General features: G+C 68.3%; 20 protein-coding genes. 13 read left to right on the top strand and 7 right to left on the bottom strand.

Annotated features, from left to right (window positions below):
- Nucleotides 1-32 precede the first annotated feature (32 nt).
- The 3 genes from QHF85_RS00370 to QHF85_RS00360 all read left to right on the top strand — a co-directional run bounded on the left by QHF85_RS00370 (nt 33) and on the right by QHF85_RS00360 (nt 4,489).
- Nucleotides 33-1,745: a sigma 54-interacting transcriptional regulator gene (locus tag QHF85_RS00370; RefSeq protein ID WP_281324975.1), complete on the top strand. Its 1,713-nt coding sequence runs from the start codon at nt 33-35 to the stop codon at nt 1,743-1,745.
- 175 nt (nt 1,746-1,920) lie between these two features.
- Entirely contained in the window at nt 1,921-2,694 is a 774-nt protein-coding gene (locus QHF85_RS00365; protein WP_281324974.1) for a hypothetical protein, read from the top strand.
- 109 nt (nt 2,695-2,803) lie between these two features.
- The gene (locus QHF85_RS00360; protein WP_281324973.1) at nt 2,804-4,489 is read left to right on the top strand and encodes a hypothetical protein; all 1,686 of its coding nucleotides are present in this window, start codon (nt 2,804-2,806) and stop codon (nt 4,487-4,489) included.
- A 634-nt stretch (nt 4,490-5,123) separates the two neighbouring features.
- On the opposite strand, the gene QHF85_RS00355 is transcribed toward QHF85_RS00360, so the two are convergent.
- Both QHF85_RS00355 and QHF85_RS00350 read right to left on the bottom strand, forming a co-directional pair.
- Complete coding sequence (locus QHF85_RS00355; protein WP_281324972.1) at nt 5,124-5,903, bottom strand: SDR family oxidoreductase; 780 nt, start codon at nt 5,901-5,903, stop codon at nt 5,124-5,126.
- Entirely contained in the window at nt 5,900-6,244 is a 345-nt protein-coding gene (locus tag QHF85_RS00350) for a nuclear transport factor 2 family protein (RefSeq protein WP_281324971.1), read from the bottom strand. Before QHF85_RS00350 ends, QHF85_RS00355 begins: the two co-directional genes overlap by 4 nt.
- Before the next feature lie 50 nt (nt 6,245-6,294).
- Between QHF85_RS00350 and QHF85_RS00345 the strand changes: the two genes are divergently transcribed.
- The 4 genes from QHF85_RS00345 (at nt 6,295) to QHF85_RS00330 (ending at nt 9,179) form a co-directional block, all read left to right on the top strand.
- On the top strand, nt 6,295-6,675 hold the full coding sequence (locus tag QHF85_RS00345) for a helix-turn-helix domain-containing protein (protein WP_348652701.1): 381 nt from the start codon (nt 6,295-6,297) through the stop codon (nt 6,673-6,675).
- Nucleotides 6,672-7,205, top strand: a complete 534-nt coding sequence (locus QHF85_RS00340) for a pentapeptide repeat-containing protein (protein WP_281324969.1) — start codon at nt 6,672-6,674, stop codon at nt 7,203-7,205. The genes QHF85_RS00345 and QHF85_RS00340 overlap by 4 nt, the downstream gene beginning before the upstream one ends.
- A gap of 313 nt (nt 7,206-7,518) precedes the next feature.
- Complete coding sequence (locus QHF85_RS00335; protein WP_281324968.1) at nt 7,519-8,220, top strand: lectin-like protein; 702 nt, start codon at nt 7,519-7,521, stop codon at nt 8,218-8,220.
- 254 nt (nt 8,221-8,474) lie between these two features.
- On the top strand, nt 8,475-9,179 hold the full coding sequence (locus QHF85_RS00330; RefSeq protein WP_281324967.1) for a hypothetical protein: 705 nt from the start codon (nt 8,475-8,477) through the stop codon (nt 9,177-9,179).
- Nucleotides 9,180-9,374: 195 nt separating this feature from the next.
- On the opposite strand, the gene QHF85_RS00325 is transcribed toward QHF85_RS00330, so the two are convergent.
- The gene (locus QHF85_RS00325) at nt 9,375-9,830 is read right to left on the bottom strand and encodes a GFA family protein (RefSeq protein ID WP_281324966.1); all 456 of its coding nucleotides are present in this window, start codon (nt 9,828-9,830) and stop codon (nt 9,375-9,377) included.
- A gap of 113 nt (nt 9,831-9,943) precedes the next feature.
- Here QHF85_RS00325 and QHF85_RS00320 point away from each other — a divergent pair, with 113 nt between their 5' ends.
- The gene (locus tag QHF85_RS00320; protein WP_281324965.1) at nt 9,944-10,918 is read left to right on the top strand and encodes a YafY family protein; all 975 of its coding nucleotides are present in this window, start codon (nt 9,944-9,946) and stop codon (nt 10,916-10,918) included.
- Between the two features lie 64 nt (nt 10,919-10,982).
- Here the strand turns inward: QHF85_RS00320 and QHF85_RS00315 are convergent, their stop codons facing one another.
- Nucleotides 10,983-11,639: a hydrolase gene (locus QHF85_RS00315; RefSeq protein WP_348652710.1), complete on the bottom strand. Its 657-nt coding sequence runs from the start codon at nt 11,637-11,639 to the stop codon at nt 10,983-10,985.
- 143 nt (nt 11,640-11,782) lie between these two features.
- Between QHF85_RS00315 and QHF85_RS00310 the strand changes: the two genes are divergently transcribed.
- From QHF85_RS00310 to QHF85_RS00295, 4 genes are all read left to right on the top strand, one after another.
- Nucleotides 11,783-12,667 carry a LysR family transcriptional regulator gene (locus QHF85_RS00310; protein ID WP_281324963.1) on the top strand — a complete coding sequence of 295 codons (885 nt, stop codon included), beginning with the start codon at nt 11,783-11,785 and terminating at the stop codon, nt 12,665-12,667.
- 451 nt (nt 12,668-13,118) lie between these two features.
- Nucleotides 13,119-13,511, top strand: a complete 393-nt coding sequence (locus QHF85_RS00305) for a hypothetical protein (protein WP_281324962.1) — start codon at nt 13,119-13,121, stop codon at nt 13,509-13,511.
- Nucleotides 13,512-13,536: 25 nt separating this feature from the next.
- Nucleotides 13,537-15,597, top strand: a complete 2,061-nt coding sequence (locus QHF85_RS00300) for a 2OG-Fe(II) oxygenase (protein WP_281324961.1) — start codon at nt 13,537-13,539, stop codon at nt 15,595-15,597.
- A 205-nt stretch (nt 15,598-15,802) separates the two neighbouring features.
- Nucleotides 15,803-15,988: a hypothetical protein gene (locus QHF85_RS00295; protein ID WP_281324960.1), complete on the top strand. Its 186-nt coding sequence runs from the start codon at nt 15,803-15,805 to the stop codon at nt 15,986-15,988.
- Nucleotides 15,989-16,333: 345 nt separating this feature from the next.
- On the opposite strand, the gene QHF85_RS00290 is transcribed toward QHF85_RS00295, so the two are convergent.
- Nucleotides 16,334-16,789, bottom strand: coding sequence for a nuclear transport factor 2 family protein (locus tag QHF85_RS00290; RefSeq protein WP_281324959.1), 456 nt, complete (start codon nt 16,787-16,789; stop codon nt 16,334-16,336).
- Between the two features lie 181 nt (nt 16,790-16,970).
- Here QHF85_RS00290 and QHF85_RS00285 point away from each other — a divergent pair, with 181 nt between their 5' ends.
- On the top strand, nt 16,971-17,243 hold the full coding sequence (locus tag QHF85_RS00285; RefSeq protein ID WP_281324958.1) for a hypothetical protein: 273 nt from the start codon (nt 16,971-16,973) through the stop codon (nt 17,241-17,243).
- Nucleotides 17,244-17,513: 270 nt separating this feature from the next.
- On the opposite strand, the gene QHF85_RS00280 is transcribed toward QHF85_RS00285, so the two are convergent.
- Together QHF85_RS00280 and QHF85_RS00275 are read right to left on the bottom strand one after the other, a co-directional pair.
- Nucleotides 17,514-18,149: a hypothetical protein gene (locus QHF85_RS00280; RefSeq protein WP_281324957.1), complete on the bottom strand. Its 636-nt coding sequence runs from the start codon at nt 18,147-18,149 to the stop codon at nt 17,514-17,516.
- Nucleotides 18,150-18,319: 170 nt separating this feature from the next.
- Complete coding sequence (locus tag QHF85_RS00275; protein ID WP_281324956.1) at nt 18,320-19,126, bottom strand: sigma factor-like helix-turn-helix DNA-binding protein; 807 nt, start codon at nt 19,124-19,126, stop codon at nt 18,320-18,322.
- Between the last annotated feature and the right edge of the window lie 46 nt (nt 19,127-19,172).

The following is a 19,172-nucleotide window of genomic DNA, read 5'->3' as shown; positions in this document are numbered from 1 at the left end:
CGCCGCTCCCCCCGTTTTACCATCGGCGGCGCATGCCCATCGCCAGGAGAACCGGGCTCACGCGCACCACCCTCGTGGGTCGCGGCACCGCCACCGCATCCGGCGACGACGCTCCCACCCTTGCCTTGACCGTCGTTTACCACCCGGCCCTCGACCGCGTGGGAGATCGTGTCCTCGTCGACGGCTCTTCGGGGCGCCCATTGGCGCTGTCTCGCACCGAGCCGGGGTTCGCGCCTCCCGGCGCCCTCGGGGACGGCGAGCCCCTCGGCGACGAGCACCTCAGCCGCAAACCGATCCTGCTCACGGCCGCCTCCGACGGGAGCGTCCGTATCGATGTGGGCGACAGCAGCACCGCGGTGGCCGTGCGCGGCCAGCGGATCGTCGGGAGCACGGTGCTCTCTGCCAAGGAGCTCGCTCGCGGCGCCGTGATCGAGCTCGGCCACCGGGTTGTCCTTCTCGCACATCACGTCGGCACGCCCGAAGGCGTCCTCGACGGAGGCGGGGGCGACGAAACGCGCGAGCTCGTGGGTGCGAGCGACGGCCTCCGCCGCGTGCTCTGGGACATTCAGAGCATCGCCGATCTCGACCTGCCCGTCCTGCTCCGCGGCGAGACCGGCAGCGGCAAGGAGCTCGTCGCCCGCGCGGTTCACCGGGCGAGTCCACGCCGCGACAAACCGTTCGTCGCCGTCAACCTGGGCGCCATTGCACCTTCGCTCGCCGTTTCCGAGCTCTTCGGCGCGGAGAAGGGCGCGTTCACCGGATCCGTCCGGCGCCAGGTCGGTTATTTCGAGCAGGCGCACGGCGGCACGCTCTTCCTCGACGAGGTCGGCGAGGCACCGGTCGAGCTTCAGGTCGCGCTGCTGCGTACGCTGGAGACGGGCGAGATCCAGACCGTGGGCTCCACGCAGCTCCGGAAAACGGACGTGCGTGTCGTCGCTGCCACCGACGCGGATCTCGAGGGAAAGGTCGCGTCGGGTTCGTTTCGCGCGCCGCTCTTGAACCGGCTCGCGGCGTACGAAATATGGATTCCGCCGCTCCGCGAGCGCCGGGACGACATTGGTCGGCTCCTCGTGCGGTTCTTGCGCGAGGATCTCGCAGAGGTCGGGGAATTGCAGCGCCTCGCAGCTCCGGCTGGCGGCGCCAAGCCGTGGCTCCCTGCGTCCCTCGTCGCGCGCCTCGTCGATTCCGACTGGCCTGGCAACGTGCGACAGCTGCGAAACGTCGTTCGGCAAATCGTCGTCGGCAATCGTGGGCGCAATCGTGCGGACATGACGCCCGCCGTGGAGCGGCTGCTCGTGAAGCAACCTCCACGAGAGCCGGAGAACTCGCAGCCCGTCCTGCAGGCGCCCCCCGATCCTCCGAAAGCCCCCGCGTCCGATCCTCCGCCGGCCGCCATCAAGGCCCCGAGCGACGAGGCCGCGTCCCGTTCACGCAGCGCCACTCGCCGAAAGCCCGCCGACATCACCGAGGCCGAGCTCCGGGAGGCCTTGCGCTCGTGTCGCTGGGATTTCGCCGCGACCGCAGAGAAGCTCGGCATCTCACGGGCAGCCATCTACATGATCATCGAGCGACTTCCCGGATTCCGCACCGCGGGTAACCTCACGGAGCCGGAGATCGTTCAATGCCACCGTGAGCTCGGCGGCGATCTCGCGCGGATGGCCGAGCGGCTGGAGGTCTCCGAGCGGGCGCTCTTGCGCCGCGTGCGCGAGCTCCGCCTCGTGATTTCAGACGTCAGCGAGCGCTGACGCGACAATCCCCTCGGCAGACGTCCAATCCGGCTCCTGACGCGTCAGCGCCCGGCGTCACGCCCCTTTTCGCCCGAAAAGGGAAGCGCGGGGGCCCGGCAGGCCTGGCATGCTCGGTGCAATGAGGAGGGACAGCGGCCGCAAACGCGACCGAGCAAAGAAAAGGAGCCCCACCATGAACAATGCACGTTCGACCTTCGCGATTCGTTTCTTCTCCGCGGCCCTGATCGCCAGCAGCGCCGTGATGGCGGGCTGTATGGACGCCTCGTTGGGGCCCGACAACGTCCAGGAGGCGCTCGTCGACGAAAGCGGGGCGCTTTCCATCCCCACGGAGAGTGAAATGCGACTCGAGCGCACGGGGGAAGGCGAGGCGCTCTCGCTCGTGCCCAATGCGGCGTGGAAGGAGCTCGCTCCGGGCGTCTGGGAGAACGGGGCGCAGGACGGCGGAAGCCGCATCGTCGCCGGCGCCGAGGGGCACAAGTGGGCGATCGAGCAAGCCGAAAAGGAGATCTCCGAGCTCCAGGCGCGGAGCGCCTCGCAGGCGGAGGAAGATCCTGCCGTGAACGATGCGATCGAGCAGCTCCAGGCGCAGCTCGCGAACCTCCAGGAGGCCGCGCAGAACATCGCGGCGGCGCCGGTCGGTACGAATTTGACGGTCTCGTGTGACATCGCCTTTTATACCGGCCCGAGCTCGCCCTACGCGGGGTACTACGGCGCGGCCGCGCTCGCGCAGGTCGCGTGCACCGGTGGCTGCCAGACGTTCACGATCTCGGCGCAAGCCTGCACGAACTTCGGCTGCTCCCCGACGTATTCGTCGTCGCGCGTCGTCTGTTCGACCCCGTGGACCTATGGCGTGACGAAGAGCGGCACCTACGGCGCGAGCTGCTCGTCCGCGGCGTCCGTCTCGCCTCCGGGCATCATGTCGTCCTGGAGCGGCTTCTGCGGCTGACGGATCGATCCAATGGGGGCCCTCGCGCGCTCGGGGCGTGCACGAAAGCCACGAAGAGGGTTGCGCGCTCCGCTCGTCTCGACGACGATGGTTGCGATTCGAGGGCCCCTTGACCGAACTCCAGCTCTTCCTCGCCCACGCCGACGATCACCGCCCCGTCCTCGCCGAGGGCCTCCCGTTCGTCGCGACGCTCGACGCGCCTGCGCAAAGCGCGCCTCCCGAGGCCCCGCAGCGCCTGGCCAACGTACACGCTCCGTCGGACGCGCTCCCCGAGCAACGCTGGGCCCTCGTCGCCCCCAAAGGCCCCGCCGGCGACCGTTTGCTCTCCCTGCTCGAGCCGCTGCGAAAAAGGCGTGAGGAAGAGCAAGGGGAGGACGCGCTCGTGTACCGCGTCGATCCCGGAATGGATCCCGTCGCCGCCGCGGCCTGGATTCAAGCGGAGTATCGCGACGCCGTCCGGCGGCGCGAGGCGGCGCGGCCTCGATATCTCCTCCTGCTCGGAGGCCCCGAGCTCATTTCCTGGGACTTCCAGCAGATGCTCGGCGGCGAGGCGTTCGTCGGTCGACTCGCATTCAGGACCGACCGCGAATACGAAGCCTATGTCGACAAGGCGCTCCGCTGGGCGGACGCCATGGAGGCGCCGCGCGCGCGGACACTTTATCATGCGGTGATGGACGGCACGCGGGCGATGGTCGAGGGGGATCGTCATCTCGTGCAGCCGAGCCTCGAAATGGCGCGGCAGGGCCAGGCCGCGGGCACGTTCGACGCCGATGAAATCGTCGAGATCCCGACGGATCCCGCGGGCACGACGCTCGACCTGTCGAGCGCCGCCGGTGTTTTGCTCCGCGAGGCGGCACGCACGCGCGCCGGGGTGCTGTTCACCATGAGCCACGGCGCGGGGATCCCGCGGGCGGGATGGCGATCGCTCGAGGAGCAATACGCCCACCAGGGCGCCATGGTCCTCGGTCGTGCGGGGGACCTCCTCACGGCGAACGACATCGCCCGCGGTCCGTTTTTGCCCGGCGGCGTGTGGTTCATGTTCGCTTGTTACGGTGCGGGCACCCCTTCGCGCAGCGCGTATTTGCCTTGGCTGAGCAGGCTCCACGAGCTCGGCGTCATCGGAAACGCAGCGGACCAGGTGCTCGCCGCATTGCCCCAAGCAGGCGCTCCGCCCTTCGTCGCGGCCCTGCCGCAGGCCGCGCTCGCGAACCCCGAGGGGCCGCTCGGCGTGGTGGGTCACGTGGAGCTCGCATGGACCTGGAGCTTTCTCGATTACGACATCGAGGGCGGCAGCCTCGTCCCGAAGAGCCGCGCCGAACGTTTCCAGGGCATCCTCCAGGCCTTCGTGCATGGGCATCGGTTCGGCGTCGCGCACCACGAGCTCGTCCGATTCTTTCGTTCGGTGAGCACGGAGCTCACGATTTCCTATGAGGAGCGCGCCCACCGCGCGAGCCTTTCCTCCGCTTTCGCGGAAGACCACGCGAGCCGGGTGCGTCGTGCCAACCTCTGGATGCAACGACAGGATCTCGCGGCCTACGTGCTCCTCGGCGACCCGGCCGCAAGGCTCCCCATCGCGCGATGCCCCGCAGGCATTCGACGGGCGGCGCCAGCAGGAGCGGCACCGGGGAGAATGGAGGAGGTCATTCGCAGGGAAGATGCCGTCCTCGCGGTGCTTCGGGGCACGGCGTCCGCCGCGACGATGGCCGCACGTCTCGGTGTTTCGCGCGACGAGGTCGAGGGCTGGGTGGAGGCATTCGTGGACGCAGGCCGCGCGGCGCTCGTCAAGACGCTGTGATCGTCGTGGTTTCCATCGGCCCCTGCGCGCACGGCAAAGCCCCTCGCGCCTCTTCGCGAGCTGCGGTCGAGCCCGGCTCGACTTCATGCGCCCTCGCTCCAACCCCACGCGTGCCTCCCTGAGCTCCACGCACCTGCCGCGTGAAGTCCACGCGCCCTTCGATGAACCTGGGGCGCTCCCGGACGAGGTCCACGCATGCCCTCGCCCAGGTCCAGCCGCTCGGCTCCGAGGTCCACCTGCCCGGCTCGTGAACCGCATGTGCACCCGGCTCGGGTCCACGCGCCCCCTCGCGAACCTCACGCGATGCCGTGTGACCTCCATCACGCTTCCGCGTCGGCTTCACGCGTTCCTTGGTCAGCTTCACGCGCTCCTGGCTCGACTCCACGCGCTCCCGAGCCAACCCCACGCGTCCCCGGCCCAGGTCCACGCGCCTCCGCGATGCGGGAGGATCAGGTCAGCCGGACGCTGTTGCGTCACCCGCGCGTGATTGACGCGTCGATTCCAGCACGCGGGCTCGTGCCCTGAAAATCGGCCGCCCGAGCATTGGCCCGAGTTCTGCTCATGCCTCCCGAGGAAGGCGGGGTTTCTCACGAAGATCCAGGGCCCGTGACGGCGCGACGAATCGGCTTGCCACTCATGCCGTGGGCACCGTGCCGCCGTCGATGACGTATTCCGTGCCGGTGATGGAGCCTGCGCGTGGTGACGCGACGAAGGCGATGAGGTCCGCCACCTCGCGCGGCTTCGCAGGTCGCCCCAGCGGGATGCCGCCGAGCGAGTCCATGATGATCTTCTTGCCCCCCTCGTAGTCCGTGCCTGTCTGGGCAGCGAGGCGCTCGGCGAGGCGCACGGACGCCTCCGTCTCCACCCAGCCCGGCGACACGCGCACGACGCGAATGCGCTTCGGACTCACCTCCTTCGAAAGCGCCTTGCTGTAGGTCGAGAGCGCTGCTTTCGCGGCCGCGTAGGCGGTGGTCGACTCGGGCAATGGCAATTCGTGCTGAATCGACGTGACGTGCACGATGACGCCCGACCCCTGCGCCAGCATCGACGGCAAGAGCGCGCGGTCGAGTCGCACGGCAGGCATCAGGTTGAGGTCGAGCTCCTTCTTCCACTCGTCCTCCCCCAGCGCAGCGAAACCGCCCGCAGGCGCACTCGAGCCTCCGAGGACGTGCACCAGGATGTCGACGCCGCCGAGGTATGCAAGCGCCTCACGCGCGACGAGCGCGCAGCCTTCTGCGGTGGTGGCGTCCGCCGCGACGTAGTGCACACCGTCCGCGTCGCTCGGCACCGAGCGAGCGATGGCGACGACGCGGGCCCCTGCATTGCGAAGCGCGGTCACGACCGCCGCGCCGACGCCCTTGGTGCCGCCCGTGACGAGCGCGCGGCGGTTCTGAAGTTCGAGGTCGAAGCTCATGGCGCGATCTCCAGCCGGGCGATCAGAGCGCCCGCGAGGGTGAAGCGAAAGCGAAGCTCGATGGGGCTGCCCGGAAAGTTGCCGGTCACCTTCGCGCGGACCGTGGCGCGCGTGCCGTCCGTCTCTGCCGCGAGCAGCTCGGTGGTGAACGAGAACTTTGCTGTGGCGTCGGCGTTCCAGTTCGCGATGGCAGCGCGACCGCGATGCTCGTGTCCCTCGTCCACGACGAGGGCGTCCTCGGTGAAGCACCGGGCGACGGCCTGTGCGTCGGTCGTCTCCTTGGCGAAGTAGCTTGCTATCGGCGCAGGCAGCTCGAAAGAGTTCGTGGAGTTCGTTTGCATGGCCCATTCTTTAAGGAGTAGGCTTCCGTTGCGCAAGAACGCACCAAAAAGTGGGGTACATACCTTTGGGTAAGCATGACCATCACACCCCCGCGTCGGCGGCCAGCGGCATCGAGGACGCCATTCAGATGCTCGAGGGCCGTTGGAAGCTCATCATTCTCTTCCACCTGTTCGGCGGAAAGAAGCCGCGGTTCTCCGACCTGGAGCGTGCCATCCCGGGCATCTCGCAGAAAATGCTGACCCAGCAGCTCCGGCAGCTCGAGCAGGACGGCATCGTCGCGCGCATCGTCCACGCGCAGGTGCCGCCCAAGGTCGAGTACCACCTGACCGACTGGGGCGAGTCGCTGTGCCCTGCGCTCGACGAGCTGCTCACGTGGGCCGAGAAGCGCCCGACGCCGAAGCGGCAGCGCCGCTCGCCGAAGAATCCATGAACTGGGAAGACGTCATCACGCATGATCGGCTGATCGAGCACCGCCAATGGGCCCTCGAGCGCGGGAGGAGCGATCCGGATGACGTGGGGCTGACGCTCGACCCCGCGCGCATCGATGATTCTCCGAGCCGCATCCAGGTGAAGGGGATGCGCTTCAGCCACTTTCCCGTGGGAAACGAGACGCTCGTCGGGGCGCGCTTCGAAGACTGTCGTTTTTTGAAAATGAAGTTCGGCGCCGCGAACATGAACAACGTCGAGCTCCTCGGCTGCACGATCGTCGAGACCGCGATGAATTTCGTGGCGCTCGGGCTCGCGACGATCCGGCGCTCGACCTTCACGCGGTGTAACCTCGTGGAGGTGGGGTTTCGCCGCGCGACCGTGGAAGACACGCGCTTCGAGGGCACGCAGATGACGCTGGGGAGGTTCGTGAATTCGACGTTCCGCGCGGTGGACGGGCGCGGATCCCCGCTCATCCCGTCGAGCACGGCGCCGGTCGCGTCCGGCGCAGTATCGCTCGTATACGCGTTCTAAGCCCCATCCGCGTGGCGGAAGTCGTCGGGAAGCGACCACGTCGCGCCCAGGGGTGAACGTCGTGCCCGAGGGGTAACGAGACCGACCCGCGGAGCCGCCGCCGGGGTGTCGCTCCGAGCTGGCTGGGGCTGCAGCCTCCAGGATGGAGGCTGCAACCTCCATCCCTCGCCCCGATAACCGCATCGGCGCGCCACAGCACCCATGATTTCCCGCAGATCACGGCCGAATCGCCGCGTGGCACACGTCCTGCTTTGGGTCCTCCCGAGCCACGGGATTCGGTCCGGATCCCGAACACCAAGATAAGGAGCCTGTCATGAACAACCGATCGATTGCCGCTCTCTCCGCCATCCTGCTCGCCTCGACCGCGTCGCTCGCCCTCGGGTGCATGGGTGAAGTTGACGATACGATCGCCGATGAAATGACCGCCGATGAAATGACCGCCGAGGCCGAGCAAGCCATCGGGGGCGGCTCGTGCACGCCGACGGACCCGCAGAGGACCACCACGAGCGGCCCGAAGACGTATTTCAATTTCGCCGCGAGCGACGCGAACGCGAATGACGCCAAGGCGTTCTGCGCCGCGATCGGCGGCCAGCTCGCCACCCCGATGTCCTCCGCCGAGAATGGCGCGGTGAAGAGCCTGCTCGTGGATCAGCGGACGTTCCTCGGCCCGCGCCAGCTCAGCGGCCAGGCGGTAACGAGCGCCGGCTGGGTCATGCCCAATGGCGTTCCCCTCTCGTACTCCGCCTTTAGCTCTGGAGAGCCGAATGACTCCGACGGAATCGAGGACGGATACCAGGACTGCTCGGCGATGAACCAAAGCGACGGCTCGTGGGACGACGTGTCGTGCACCAACACGCAGGGCTATGACTGGGTTTGCGAATTCGGCGGGCCGCCGCCGATCCACTGCGGAGGCGGCTCGACCTGCGCGATCCCCCCGGGCGGCTCGACGTACGGATGCCAATGCCCGGCGGGCAGCAGATTCGACCCGAACATCAACGCGTGCAGGCCGAATTGACGCTGACGAGCGCGCGCTCGCGCTCATCGCAAGCAACATACGCCGGGTCCACGCTTCAGCTGGCGGGCAAGTAGCAGCATACGGTTACAGGGTCCGCGAGCACGACCTCGCCTTCGACATTGCCCCCGCTCGGCGTGCAAGAGGAGAAGCTTGGGGGGGTCGGTGGTACCTCGAGGTACGGAGGGACCGTCATTACGCCTGAAATACCGAGTACCCTCTTGACGACGCCCGCCCTCCGATCGACGACACGCGCGATGAAGCGTCTACGCGCCGCGCTGCTCGCGACCTCGCTCGCCACAGCCACGTGCTCGCACAATGAGCCTGTCCGTGAGGCGGCTCCGGTCGTCGAGACCTCTTACCCTGCCATCGCCTCCAGCGCGGCCGCGCTCACCCCCGTCAGGGCCGCCAACGCCTCTCCGGCCAAGGTGATCGGCTCCTGCTGGATGAAGCCCCTCGTCGAGGAGGGAGCTCCCGCGCATTGCACCGAGTACTTCGTGGGCCGCGCCGATCTCCGCGAGCAATATTGCAAGTCCATGCTCGGCGGCGAGTTCCACGCGGGCGTCGCCTGCGAGCCGGCTGGCCGCGTCGACGCTTGTACCTATGCCGGCTATCGAACCTTCCGCTACACCTCGGTAAAGCCACCTGGCTATCCCACCGACTGCGGCGCCACCGGCCGCCGTACGCCTCCCGGCGACGACACGCCCTCGACGTGGACCGATATAGTCTGTCACATTGAGGGCCGCTGCGGCGTCTTTCGCGTGGGAAGCACGACCGAAGAGAGCGAGGCCGCGCGCCGGTGCGCCGATCAGGGAGGCAAGGTATCGAGCGAACCTTGCGCGGAGAGCGGAGTCGTGGGCGGCTGCATCTCGTTCTCCGAGACTCTGTATTACAGCCCGCGCTACAACGCCGAGTCGGCTCGAGAGGACTGCGGCGCGGCGTTCGTGAAGCTGTCGCGGTGACACCACGGCATCACTGCCGATAGCCCCTGAGCGCCACCCCTTTCAAGGTCACATCCTGCCGAAAAACCGCGAGGTGTAGTACCGCGACCGTCAGGGAGCGGTGCAGCGGGCTCTGCCGGCGGGCGCTGAGCGCCGCTCACGCCGAGAGCGCCGTCGCCATCGTCGCGGCGAGGCCGAGCCGCGGCGTGCTCCGGCTCAAGCCCCCTTTGCGGCGGAGAACGGATCGACATACGTCGTGGAGCCGATCGGCGCCCACGTGTCGTGGAGCCCGTCGATGTACATCACCGGAACGCCGGTGAGGTCCGCGTCATCGAGGCAGTTTAGGTTCACGGTGCAGTAATCGCCGCCGAGCATCGGGAGGTTTCCGTGCCCGAACACGCGGATGCCGCACGTCTTGCAGAACCGGGCATGGCCGGCCTCCGATCGCGAGTGGTCGCCGAGGACCTCCTCGCCGGCGAGCAGACGGAAAGCGCTCGGCTTTATGATGATGCCCCACCACTGGGTCTTCGCGCAGATCGTGCAGTTGCACTTCGCCGTCCCGGCGCTCGGGTCGAAGTCGGCCTCGAAGCGGACGGCGCGGCAAACGCAGCTGCCCTTGTAGGTCCGGGGGCCGGGGGTCGTCGTGGTGTGCTCGGAAGCGGCATGGCTCATGGGCGGTAGCTCCAGGGATGGGGGCGGGACGCCTTGGGACGCCTCGCTCGAGGGACGAGAGGAAGCTACACTGGATTGCGGACAGATTCGGTCCGCAAGGAGAGAGGTGGTACGTGGTCCAGACCTCCGCGCGGCTGCTGAAGCTGCTGTCGCTGCTGCAATCCCGGCGCTTCTGGACGGGCGCGGAGCTCGGCCGCGAGCTCGAGATCACCGAGCGCAGCGTCCGGCGCGACGTGGACCGGCTCCGGAGCCTCGGATACCCCGTCCACGCGGCCACCGGCATCGGCGGCGGATACCAGCTCGGCGCCGGGAAGGAGCTGCCGCCGCTGCCCCTCGAGGACGACGAGGCCGTCGCCGTCGCCGTGGGGCTGCGCGCGGCGGCGACCGGACCGGTGAAGGGGCTGGAGGAGGCGTCGGTCCGCGCGCTCGGGAAGCTCGAGCAGGTGCTCCCCAAGCGGCTCCGGCGCAAGGTGAGCGCGCTCGAGGCCGTGAGCGTGCGGCTGGGCGACGGCGGACCCACCGTCGACGCGGACGCGCTCGCCGCGATGGCGAACGCGTGCCGCGACGCCGAGGTCCTGCGCTTCGACTACAGCAGCCATAGCGGCGCCGCGAGCGTGCGCGCCGTCGAGCCGTACCGGCTCGTGCACACGAGCCACCGCTGGTACCTGCTCGCGTACGATCTCGATCGAGGCGCATGGCGGACGTTCCGCGTCGATCGCATCCAGGGCAGGCCGAAGACGGCGGGGCGCTTCAAGCCGCGCCCCCTGCCCGCGGAGGACGTGGCCGCCTATGTGTCGAAGTCGGTCTCCACCGTCGCGTACCCGCACCGGGCGCGCGTGACGGTGCACGCCCCAGCGCAGGCCGTCTCGGAGCGGCTGTCGGGCGTGGCGGGGCGCGTCGAGGCGCTGGCGCCCGACCGCTGCGTGGTCCACACCGGCGGCGGGAGCCTCGAGGCGCTCGCGTTCCACCTCGGGTTCATGGGGTTCGAGTTCGAGGTGCACGAGCCAGTGGAGCTCATCGAGCACCTCCGCCGCCTGGCCGAGCGCCTCGGCCGGGCCGCGGGGCGGGCCGGAGCAACAGAAGAGTGATGCTCCCCCGGACCCGTGGACAAACCCAAAGGCGCGCCCGGCGGGTCGCGGGAGCTCCGCGGAGCTATTTGGCCTGATGGATGCCGAGAAGCTGCCACTCCCAGGCGGTCACGACGCCGGTCGCGCCGCCATGTTGTCCCAGAAGATCGGCCATGCCCGCCACCGTCTTCTCGCGGGCCCAGTCGCGCTGCCATTCTCCGCCCACGGCCATCCACGTGATCGGCACGGCCCCCGCCTGGACCATGCGCCGCACGGCCATATCGTGCGCCTCGGCGGTTACCCCGCCCGACGCATCGGTCACGATGTAGACGTCGTAGCCTTCGCCGAGCGCGTGGATGACCGGCATGGCGAGACAAATCTCGGTCCAGAGGGCAGCGATGATGAGCTTCTTTCGGCCCGTCTTCTCCACGGCCTCGACGACGCGGCGGTCCTCCCAGGTATTGATGAACGTCCGATTGATCGGCTTTTGCTCCGGGAACACGTCCTGCAGCCCCTTGATCAGGTAGCCGCCCCGCTCTTCGAGCACCGTCGTCAGGATGGTCGGGACGCCGAACGCCTTGGCGGTCTTGGCCAGGCCGATGACGTTGTTCACGATCATCGTCGGCTCGTGGCTGTGCAGATTGGCGAATTGATACGGCTGATGGTCAATCAGGAGGAGTACGGAGTTCTCCGGCGTCAGCAGCGCATCGAGCCCGACCCTGGCGTTCCTTGAACCGCTCATGAAATCTCCTTTTTGGCGCTCGTCGCACGCGGGATGCACGTCGCGAGCGCCTCGTCGTCGAAGACGCGTGCGGACCATGCCGGTGTTCCTCCCCTTGCACTAGGGGGGGATTCCGGGTAGGACCGTTCCACCTCCGGAACGACATGGACCTGAACCAGATCCTCGTCTTCGTGCGCGTCGTGCAGGCCGGCAGCTTCAGCGCGGCGGCGCGGCACCTGGGCATGCCGAAATCGACGGTGAGCCGCAAGGTATCGGATTTGGAGGAACGGATGGGCGCGCGGCTGCTGCAGCGCACGACCCGCAAGCTCAGCCTCACGGATGCAGGGCGTATCTATTACGAGCGCACCGCGTCCCTCCTCGGCGAAATCGAGGAGGCCGAGCAGGCGGTCGGTCGCTTGCAAGCGACCCCCCGCGGCCTGCTGCGCGTGACGGTGCCGCTCGGGTTCGACATGCTGGGGCCCATCGTCGCCGAGTTCTTGGAGCGGCATGCAGACGTTCAAATCGAAATGGTCTGCACCGACCGCAGGGTCGACCTCGTCGAGGAGCGCTTCGACATGGCCATCCGGGCCGGGCCGCTCCAGGACTCGATGCTGGTCGCACGTCACCTCGGCACGGCGAAGACCGCCCTCGTGGCGGCGCCGAGTTATTGCAAGCGACACGGCACGCCGCAGACCCCGTCCGATCTTCAGAAGCACACCTGCGTCGCCTTTGGTATCAACGCGACGCCAAACGTCTGGGTCTTCGAATCCGGCGGCAAGCGGTCCGAGGTTCGTATCACGCCGCGGCTGACCGCGAACGACCAGGAGCTCATTCGCGAGGCCGTCCTCGCGGGTGTCGGGATCGCTTGGCTCCCCGAGCACCTCTATACGGACGGCCTTCGCAAAGGACATTTGCGTCGTCTGCTCCCCGAGTGGGGCACGCCCGCCCCCGTGCCCGTGCACGCGCTCTACCCGACGACGCGCCAGCTTTCGCCGAAGGTGGTCGCGTTCATCGATCTCGTGGCCAAGCGAATCCGAATCCACGGCTGACGGCCACGCCTCGTCCAGGTCCTCGGCGGGGTCGCTTGAGATGTATCCGTTCGGCAACTGGCTGCTTGTTGGTCACGGGTGGGATCGTGGGTACGGCGGTGTCGAGCAGGGACTATGCATGGAGGGGTGCTGGTGGTTTCTTCGGCACGGGGGCGCGCACCGCGCTGGAGTTTCCGCTCTCATCACACCTGACGGCACGCGTGGACGTCGAGGTCGTGTTACCGCTGGTTGGCGCCCACTTTGATTTCTTTGGGCTCTCGCCTTGGGAACACCTGGTTCCCGTTGCGACCGGCGCCAGCTCGCTTCTGTATACGTTCTGAGGTGTCGCCGCGCCTGTTCACGGGGCGGCCGCCTGATCCATTGCGCCATTCATCCCGCCGTTTGCGCCACCGTGATCTCCTCGTGAAATTCATCGTTGACCGCAACGCGCACACGTTGCTAGAGGCCACACATGACAAAAGCGTGGCTCCTCGTGCTCCTTCCGGCGATGCTCGCGTGTTCGAGCAACCCTGTGTCCACCGTGCGCATGGGCGGGGTGTTTCCGCCGCGGCCAGCGGACTGCGCGCTCGAGCTGCGCACGGGCATCATGACCCAGGAGCTCCTCTCCAGCTACGACGCCGTGGGCACGGTCAACGTCCAGGGCGAGATCGGCGAAGCGCCGAACGACCCACGGATCCTCTCGCTGCTCAAGCCCGAGGCGTGCGCCCTCGGCGGCGAGGTCGTGCTCGTCAACACGTCGGCGAACGTGGAGTACCGAGGGTCAATAAGGAAGGAATCCCGTCACAGCTACCTGGTGTTCCGCAAAAAGACCGAGGGTGAAAAGCCGCAGAGCCAGGCATTCTGAGCACGGAGCCTGACACGTGGCGCCGATGAGCGAAAGAAGGGTGAGCCGGGCAGGAGTCATCTTCGGGGGCGGCGATCTTCGCCCCGTGATGGATCCTGCGACGGAGTTTGGCAAGGCGCTCGCCGCGGCGCTCGACGCCGTGACCGAACCACTGCTCGTGAGCGGCTCGTGGACGTTGCCCGCGCCCGTCTCGCTGCGCATCCCGGGCGGGCCGGTCGTCTCGGTGGGCCGTACCGAGGACGAGCATCGCGCGTTCGTCGACGCCCTGCTCGCGCACGCCGAGCCTGCGCCCTTCGGCGACGGCGCGAAGACGCGGGTCGACCCCGAGGTCCGCAATGGGTTGCGCCTGATCGCGCGCGGCCAGGTCGAGGTGGGCGGCTTCGACCCGAGGGACGGCGGGCTGCTCGACGCCATCGAGCGCGCGCTCTCCCCTGGCGAGCAGCTTGCGGCCACGCTCACCGACGTCCTCGTCTACCCGCCCGGCGGCCGTTTCGCCGCGCACCGCGACACGCCGCGCGAGGCCGAGATGGTCGGCACGCTCGTCGTCGGCCTACCGATCACGCACGGAGGCGGCGCGATGATCGTGCGCGACGGCGCGACGGAGAAGAAGATCGCGTGGGGAGGCGTGCCCGACGGATCGCTCCGGTGGGTCGCGTTCCCCGGCGACGTCGAGCACGAGATCGAGCGTGTCACCAGCGGATACCGCGTGACGCTCACCTACGCCCTATCGCTCCGCGGCGGGGCGCGTGCTCGCGACGTCGAGCGCGTCGCGAAGGTCCGCGAGGTGCTCGTCCGCGGCCTCGGCGATCGCGAGATTCTCCCTGCCGGCGGCGCCCTCGTGATCCCCTGCGCGCGGCGTGTGATCCTGCCGCGCCGTCGCAGCGACGCGGGCGGCATTTCGGAGGATACGCTCCGCGGCGTCGATCGCGCCCTCGCCGAACTCCTGCGCGAAATGGGTTTGTCGTTCGTCGTCCGTCCTTGCCTCGCGTTTCTCGATGGCAAACACGCGCGAGAGCATCGGCCGGTCGTCGCCTGGGCCGCGCCGATGACGTATCGCCTCGATCGCGCGCTGACCTCGAAGGAGATCGGCTCGCTACCCGACGTCATCAGCCTCGCGGCGGATGGGGAGCGCCCGATCCCCGACGAAGACGAGGGCTACGAAACGTGCACGACGATCACCGACCGCCTGCTCGAGGAGCGCGGCGAGATCTGGGCGTGGCGAGAGCGCGCGTGGGCGACGCTCATTCACGAGGCCGACGTGAGCGCCACCGGCTATTTCGGCAACGAGCATTTCGACGCCCTCGTCTACGAATTCGCCGCGCTCGAGGTCCGGATCGGGACGCTGCGCGAGCGAGGGATCGCCGTCGCCGAGCCGGCGCGCCCGCGCGTGCGGCACACGAAATTCGGCGAAGGGGACGTGATCGCGGAGGAGAACGACGGCGATCGAAAAATGATCGCGGTGCGCTTCGACGACGGCACGACGCGGAAGCTGCTCGCGAAGTTCTTGACGTGGATCACGCCCGCGGCCGTCGCACCCGCGGCCGTCGCGCCCGCGGTCGCCGCGCCCGCCGCCGAGGGCGAGATGCCGTCCGACGTCTTCGAGCGCGCGATACGCACGCCGCCCGATCGTGAGCGCGAGGCGCGCCTCGTGGCAGCGGCGGACTCGAGCTTCCACGACATCGACAACTGCTTGCACGATTGCGGGCTCCATGTCGTCGCGGCCTCGATCCAGCCGAGCCGCGACGCCGTCGAGCCGCTCAGGGCGACGTGGGCCGGAGCCGACGCGCGGGTACGTTATCGCTTCGATCCCGAGACGTCGCTCCGCGCCTTGCTCGTGGAGGGACCGCGGAGCGCGTCGCTCGCGTCCCAGATCGTGAACGTTGGCCGCCTCCCGACGGTGGACAGCCGCCTCGCCGGGCTCCTGGACTCGGCGAAGCGTGCAGAGGTGCTGCGCGGGCTCGCCGCGGTCGCATTCCTCTACGGCGGCCGCCCGGGCGGCTACCAGCGCGCGCGCCTCGATCGGCTGCTACGCCACGACGATCCCGTGATCCGCAGCGCGGCCGAGAGGGCCGCGGGGCCGCGCTGAGGGAATCCCCCGCGCCGATATCAAAAGCGTCTCCCTGTCTTGGGGCACTGTCAGCGAGCGTCTGCCGGCCCAGATCCTCTTCGGGCTCGTGTGCATTGGCATCGGGATCGGCTGCGCCTGGTATTTGTTTTGGTGGCTCGTGGATGGCGGCGTCATACCGAAACTGCTCCCGACGGGCTGCGCCTTCGCGGGTCTGGGAATTTACGTGCTTGTATCGGCCTTGCGGCGCGGGTATTTTCTGCGCGTGCAGACGGAGCGCGAGGTCCGCAAGATCGTTTTCGCGAAAGGGGCCGACCCCGAGCGGATCGAGTGGCTCCTGAACGAGGCGAAGCGCACGTTCGGCTATGCGATCAAATCCGAGGTAGAACGCACCCGGGGGCCTTATCGTTGACCCCCTGGAGCGCGTGCGTCCCCAGCCTGCGAGGGACGGGGGCGACACCTTGATCTCCATCGTTTCCGACGGGGGTGGAACGCACCTGCGGGCAAGCCGTCCCCTGGCAGAGCATGGGTGATTCCCAGTAGCAAGGGGATGCGGTGCTGCTCGAGGGGACGCTACTGCCGAACTTCGGCGAGGTCGCGGTCGGGAAGGTCGCGCTCGTCGATTGCCTCGCGCGTCACAGCCACCTGACCGCGTGACGCTTCAGCGCGAGAGGTTTTTCGCTTCCCTCATGTATCCGCGCCCAACCCGCTCGACATACGCGGCGCAATGGCTCGATGCCGGCGCTCGGCAGGCTCTTCAGGGCAGGTCGGAGGGGAACGGCTGGGCCGTGACGCTCGTCCCGGAGCGCATGTAAAGGAGATCGAACCGACGCCGGGTGAACCGGAATCCGCTCGCCGTCCGCACGTACTCATCGCTGTAGACGCCGCCCACGTTGGTGTCGACGCCCTCCAGCACGCCGAACTCGCTCAGGTACCAGCGCCCCGTGGCCCGCTGGGGGTGCGTCTCCGGAACGAGCTCGACGGTGCCGGAGTGGACCGCCTGAATGATGGTGCTCCACTTGTTCAGGATGTCGGCCAGGAACGTGACGATGTTGTCACGGCCGGCGACGTGATGGCCGGGGATGTCGAGCACCGCGTTCGGCGTGAGGAGGTGGTGCATTTCATTCATCGCCTTGCGGTTCACGAGATCGGCGAACCTGGCAACGAGCTCGTGGATCTCGAACTTTTGCTTGATATGAGGGCTTTGGGACATGGATCACCTCATGAGATCATCCCGCGGCGCCGACGCGCATGACAACCAGCGCGGTCATGCGCCATCCAGAACGGGGGGGCGCGCGAGGTATCGATAGGATAGCACCGTCCATGGCGCACGCGGCACATGAAAAGCCGGTTCTCCGGACATTGTTTGACCTAGATTCGGTTACAAAGTGCAGGTGGTGATCCGGTCGGTGCTGCGATTCGCGGTGGCGCGGAAGTATCTGCGCGCGATGCCCGAGGGGATGCCGCGGCCCAAGGCGGTGGGGCAGAGCATTCTGGAGATTCCGTCGGACGTGGGGGTCGAGCGGATCCTCGCGGCCGCGAGCGAGCGGAATCGGATGAGCTTCGCGTTGATGGCGTACGCGGGGCTGCGGCCGAACGGAGGTGCAGGCGCTACGGTGGCGGGATGTGCGGCTACGGCGGGAGGGGGGTCGTGGGCGGGTTCGTGAGCGTGCGGGGGGCGAGGGGGCGGCGGGGGCGGGGCGGGAGGACTTTGTGGCGCTGAATGAGCGGGGGAGGGCGTGGGGGCAGTACGGGATTGTGCAGGCGTTTGAGAGGGGGCGGCGGAAGGTCGGGGTCGGGGGTGGTCGGTCTATTGTTTGCGGCACTACGCGATCACGATGTGGTTGCGGGTGGGTATCCCCGCGCACGTCGTGCAGCGGATGGCGGGTCACACGAACCTGTCCACCACGCAGCGCTACGTGCAGCAGACTGGACGACTATTGGGGGGTCGTTGGGCCGCCCTTGGTGCGAAGGAGTGATTCCATCGCCTCGTAGCATCGCGTTTCCATGGCCGCGCAGGAGACCTTCAATTGCCCTGATTGAATCGGCTCTTTCGTCTCGGGCGCGATGACGACGACGTCGTTCACGACGACGGCGATTCGTTTGCCGACCTGAGCTTTCGTCAGCTCGGTCAGCCGCTTCGTGCCAGCGTCGTCGAGTTGCAGATCGTAGTGGGTCCCCCCGCGAGGGGCATCCTTCGTGATCTTGGCTGCGTGCGAAAACGGAACGCCTTCGCGCACGCCGAGCATGTACCACGTGCCGTCGATTCCCTGGAGATTGACGACATGGTCTCCCTCGTTGGGGACGAGCGTCTTCGCGTCTGCGCTCATCTGGCGAACCGGGTAGAGGCCAGAGTGCTGCGCGGTCGTGCTCGGCTTCACGCCCGGCGACTCGGTCGCCGCGGCGTTCGGTTTCACTGCGGGCGCCTCGGTTACGGAGCTCTTGGGAGATTCACTCGGGACCGGCGCGGGTGAGCTTTGGCATGCAGTAAGGCCAACGGCGAACAGAATCAGGATTCTCTCGGCAAGCATGAGTTCGTTCCCTTCGGTGCCCTTCGTGAGCGCGCCGGTCATCGACCGCGAGCTTCAGCGAGATGACGTTCTGGACCCAGTTTCGATCTATTTCGGGCCCTAATGCACTAGCTCCTGCCCTCGAATGCGAGGGAGGAGGCCGCACGCAAAAGCACGCCGCGGCCACGCCGGTGGTCGCGGAGGGCAAGCTGCGGCTGCCCATCGTCGACGGATCACAGCGGGCTAGCGGCCAAGATCCTGCGCAAGCTGAGGTCCACGTCGCTCTGCACGAGCCGCAGGATGCTGTCGACGTCGTCGGGCGAGGCGCCGAGCGCCGCGAGCAGCCGCTTTCGTGTGCCTGTGAACAGCTCGTCGCGCGCATCGGCGAGCCAGCGCGCGCACGTCGCGCGGTGAACGCGATAGAGCGCTGCGAGCTCGTCGATGTTGAGGCCGTCGAGGTAGCGCTGGCCGAGCAACGTGCGTGCACGCGCGGGCAGCGCGGCGAGCGCGTCGTGGAACGCGCGCTGGAACGTCGGGCGGTACAGCGCCTTGAGGTGGCGCAGCTCGGGATCGTCGCCGACGTCGGGGACGGCGACGAGCTCGTCGGCGGCCGCCGCCGGCGCGCCTGCTGCACGGGCGCTCCGGGCAGCGATGCGCACGCCGATCGCGCGCACCCAGCCGCGCAGCGGGCCGCGCCCGGCGTAGGTCGCGACGTGCGGGCTCGCCCCCGCGAACAGCAGCTCGAGCACCTGCTGCACGGTGTCGTCGATGACCCCGCCCGAGTTGCGCAGGTAGCCGAGCGCCGCGCGCAGATCGGGGACGTAGACGCGCGTGAAGTGCGCGACTGCGGCGGGGTCACCCGCGAGGCACGCGCACGCGAGGACGAGATCGGCCCCGTACAGCGCGCTCGGATCGGCGCCGTCGGCGAGCTTGGCCGCAAGGAACGGCTCGAAGCGAGCGTGATCGACGGCGACGCCGGGCCACTGCGCGTGGCCTTCGCGCAGCATGCGTGCGGCCGTCTCGCGCAGCGCCGAGCTCATCGACGGCGAAGCATAGCGAAAAGAATCGCCAGGGCGAAAGAGCCTC

This window comes from Polyangium sp. 6x1 (genome assembly GCF_029946515.1).
Classification (GTDB): Bacteria; Myxococcota_A; Polyangia; order Polyangiales; family Polyangiaceae; genus Polyangium.
The sequence above is the reverse complement of the archived record's forward strand: the minus strand, read 5'-3'. Positions and strand labels throughout refer to the sequence as shown.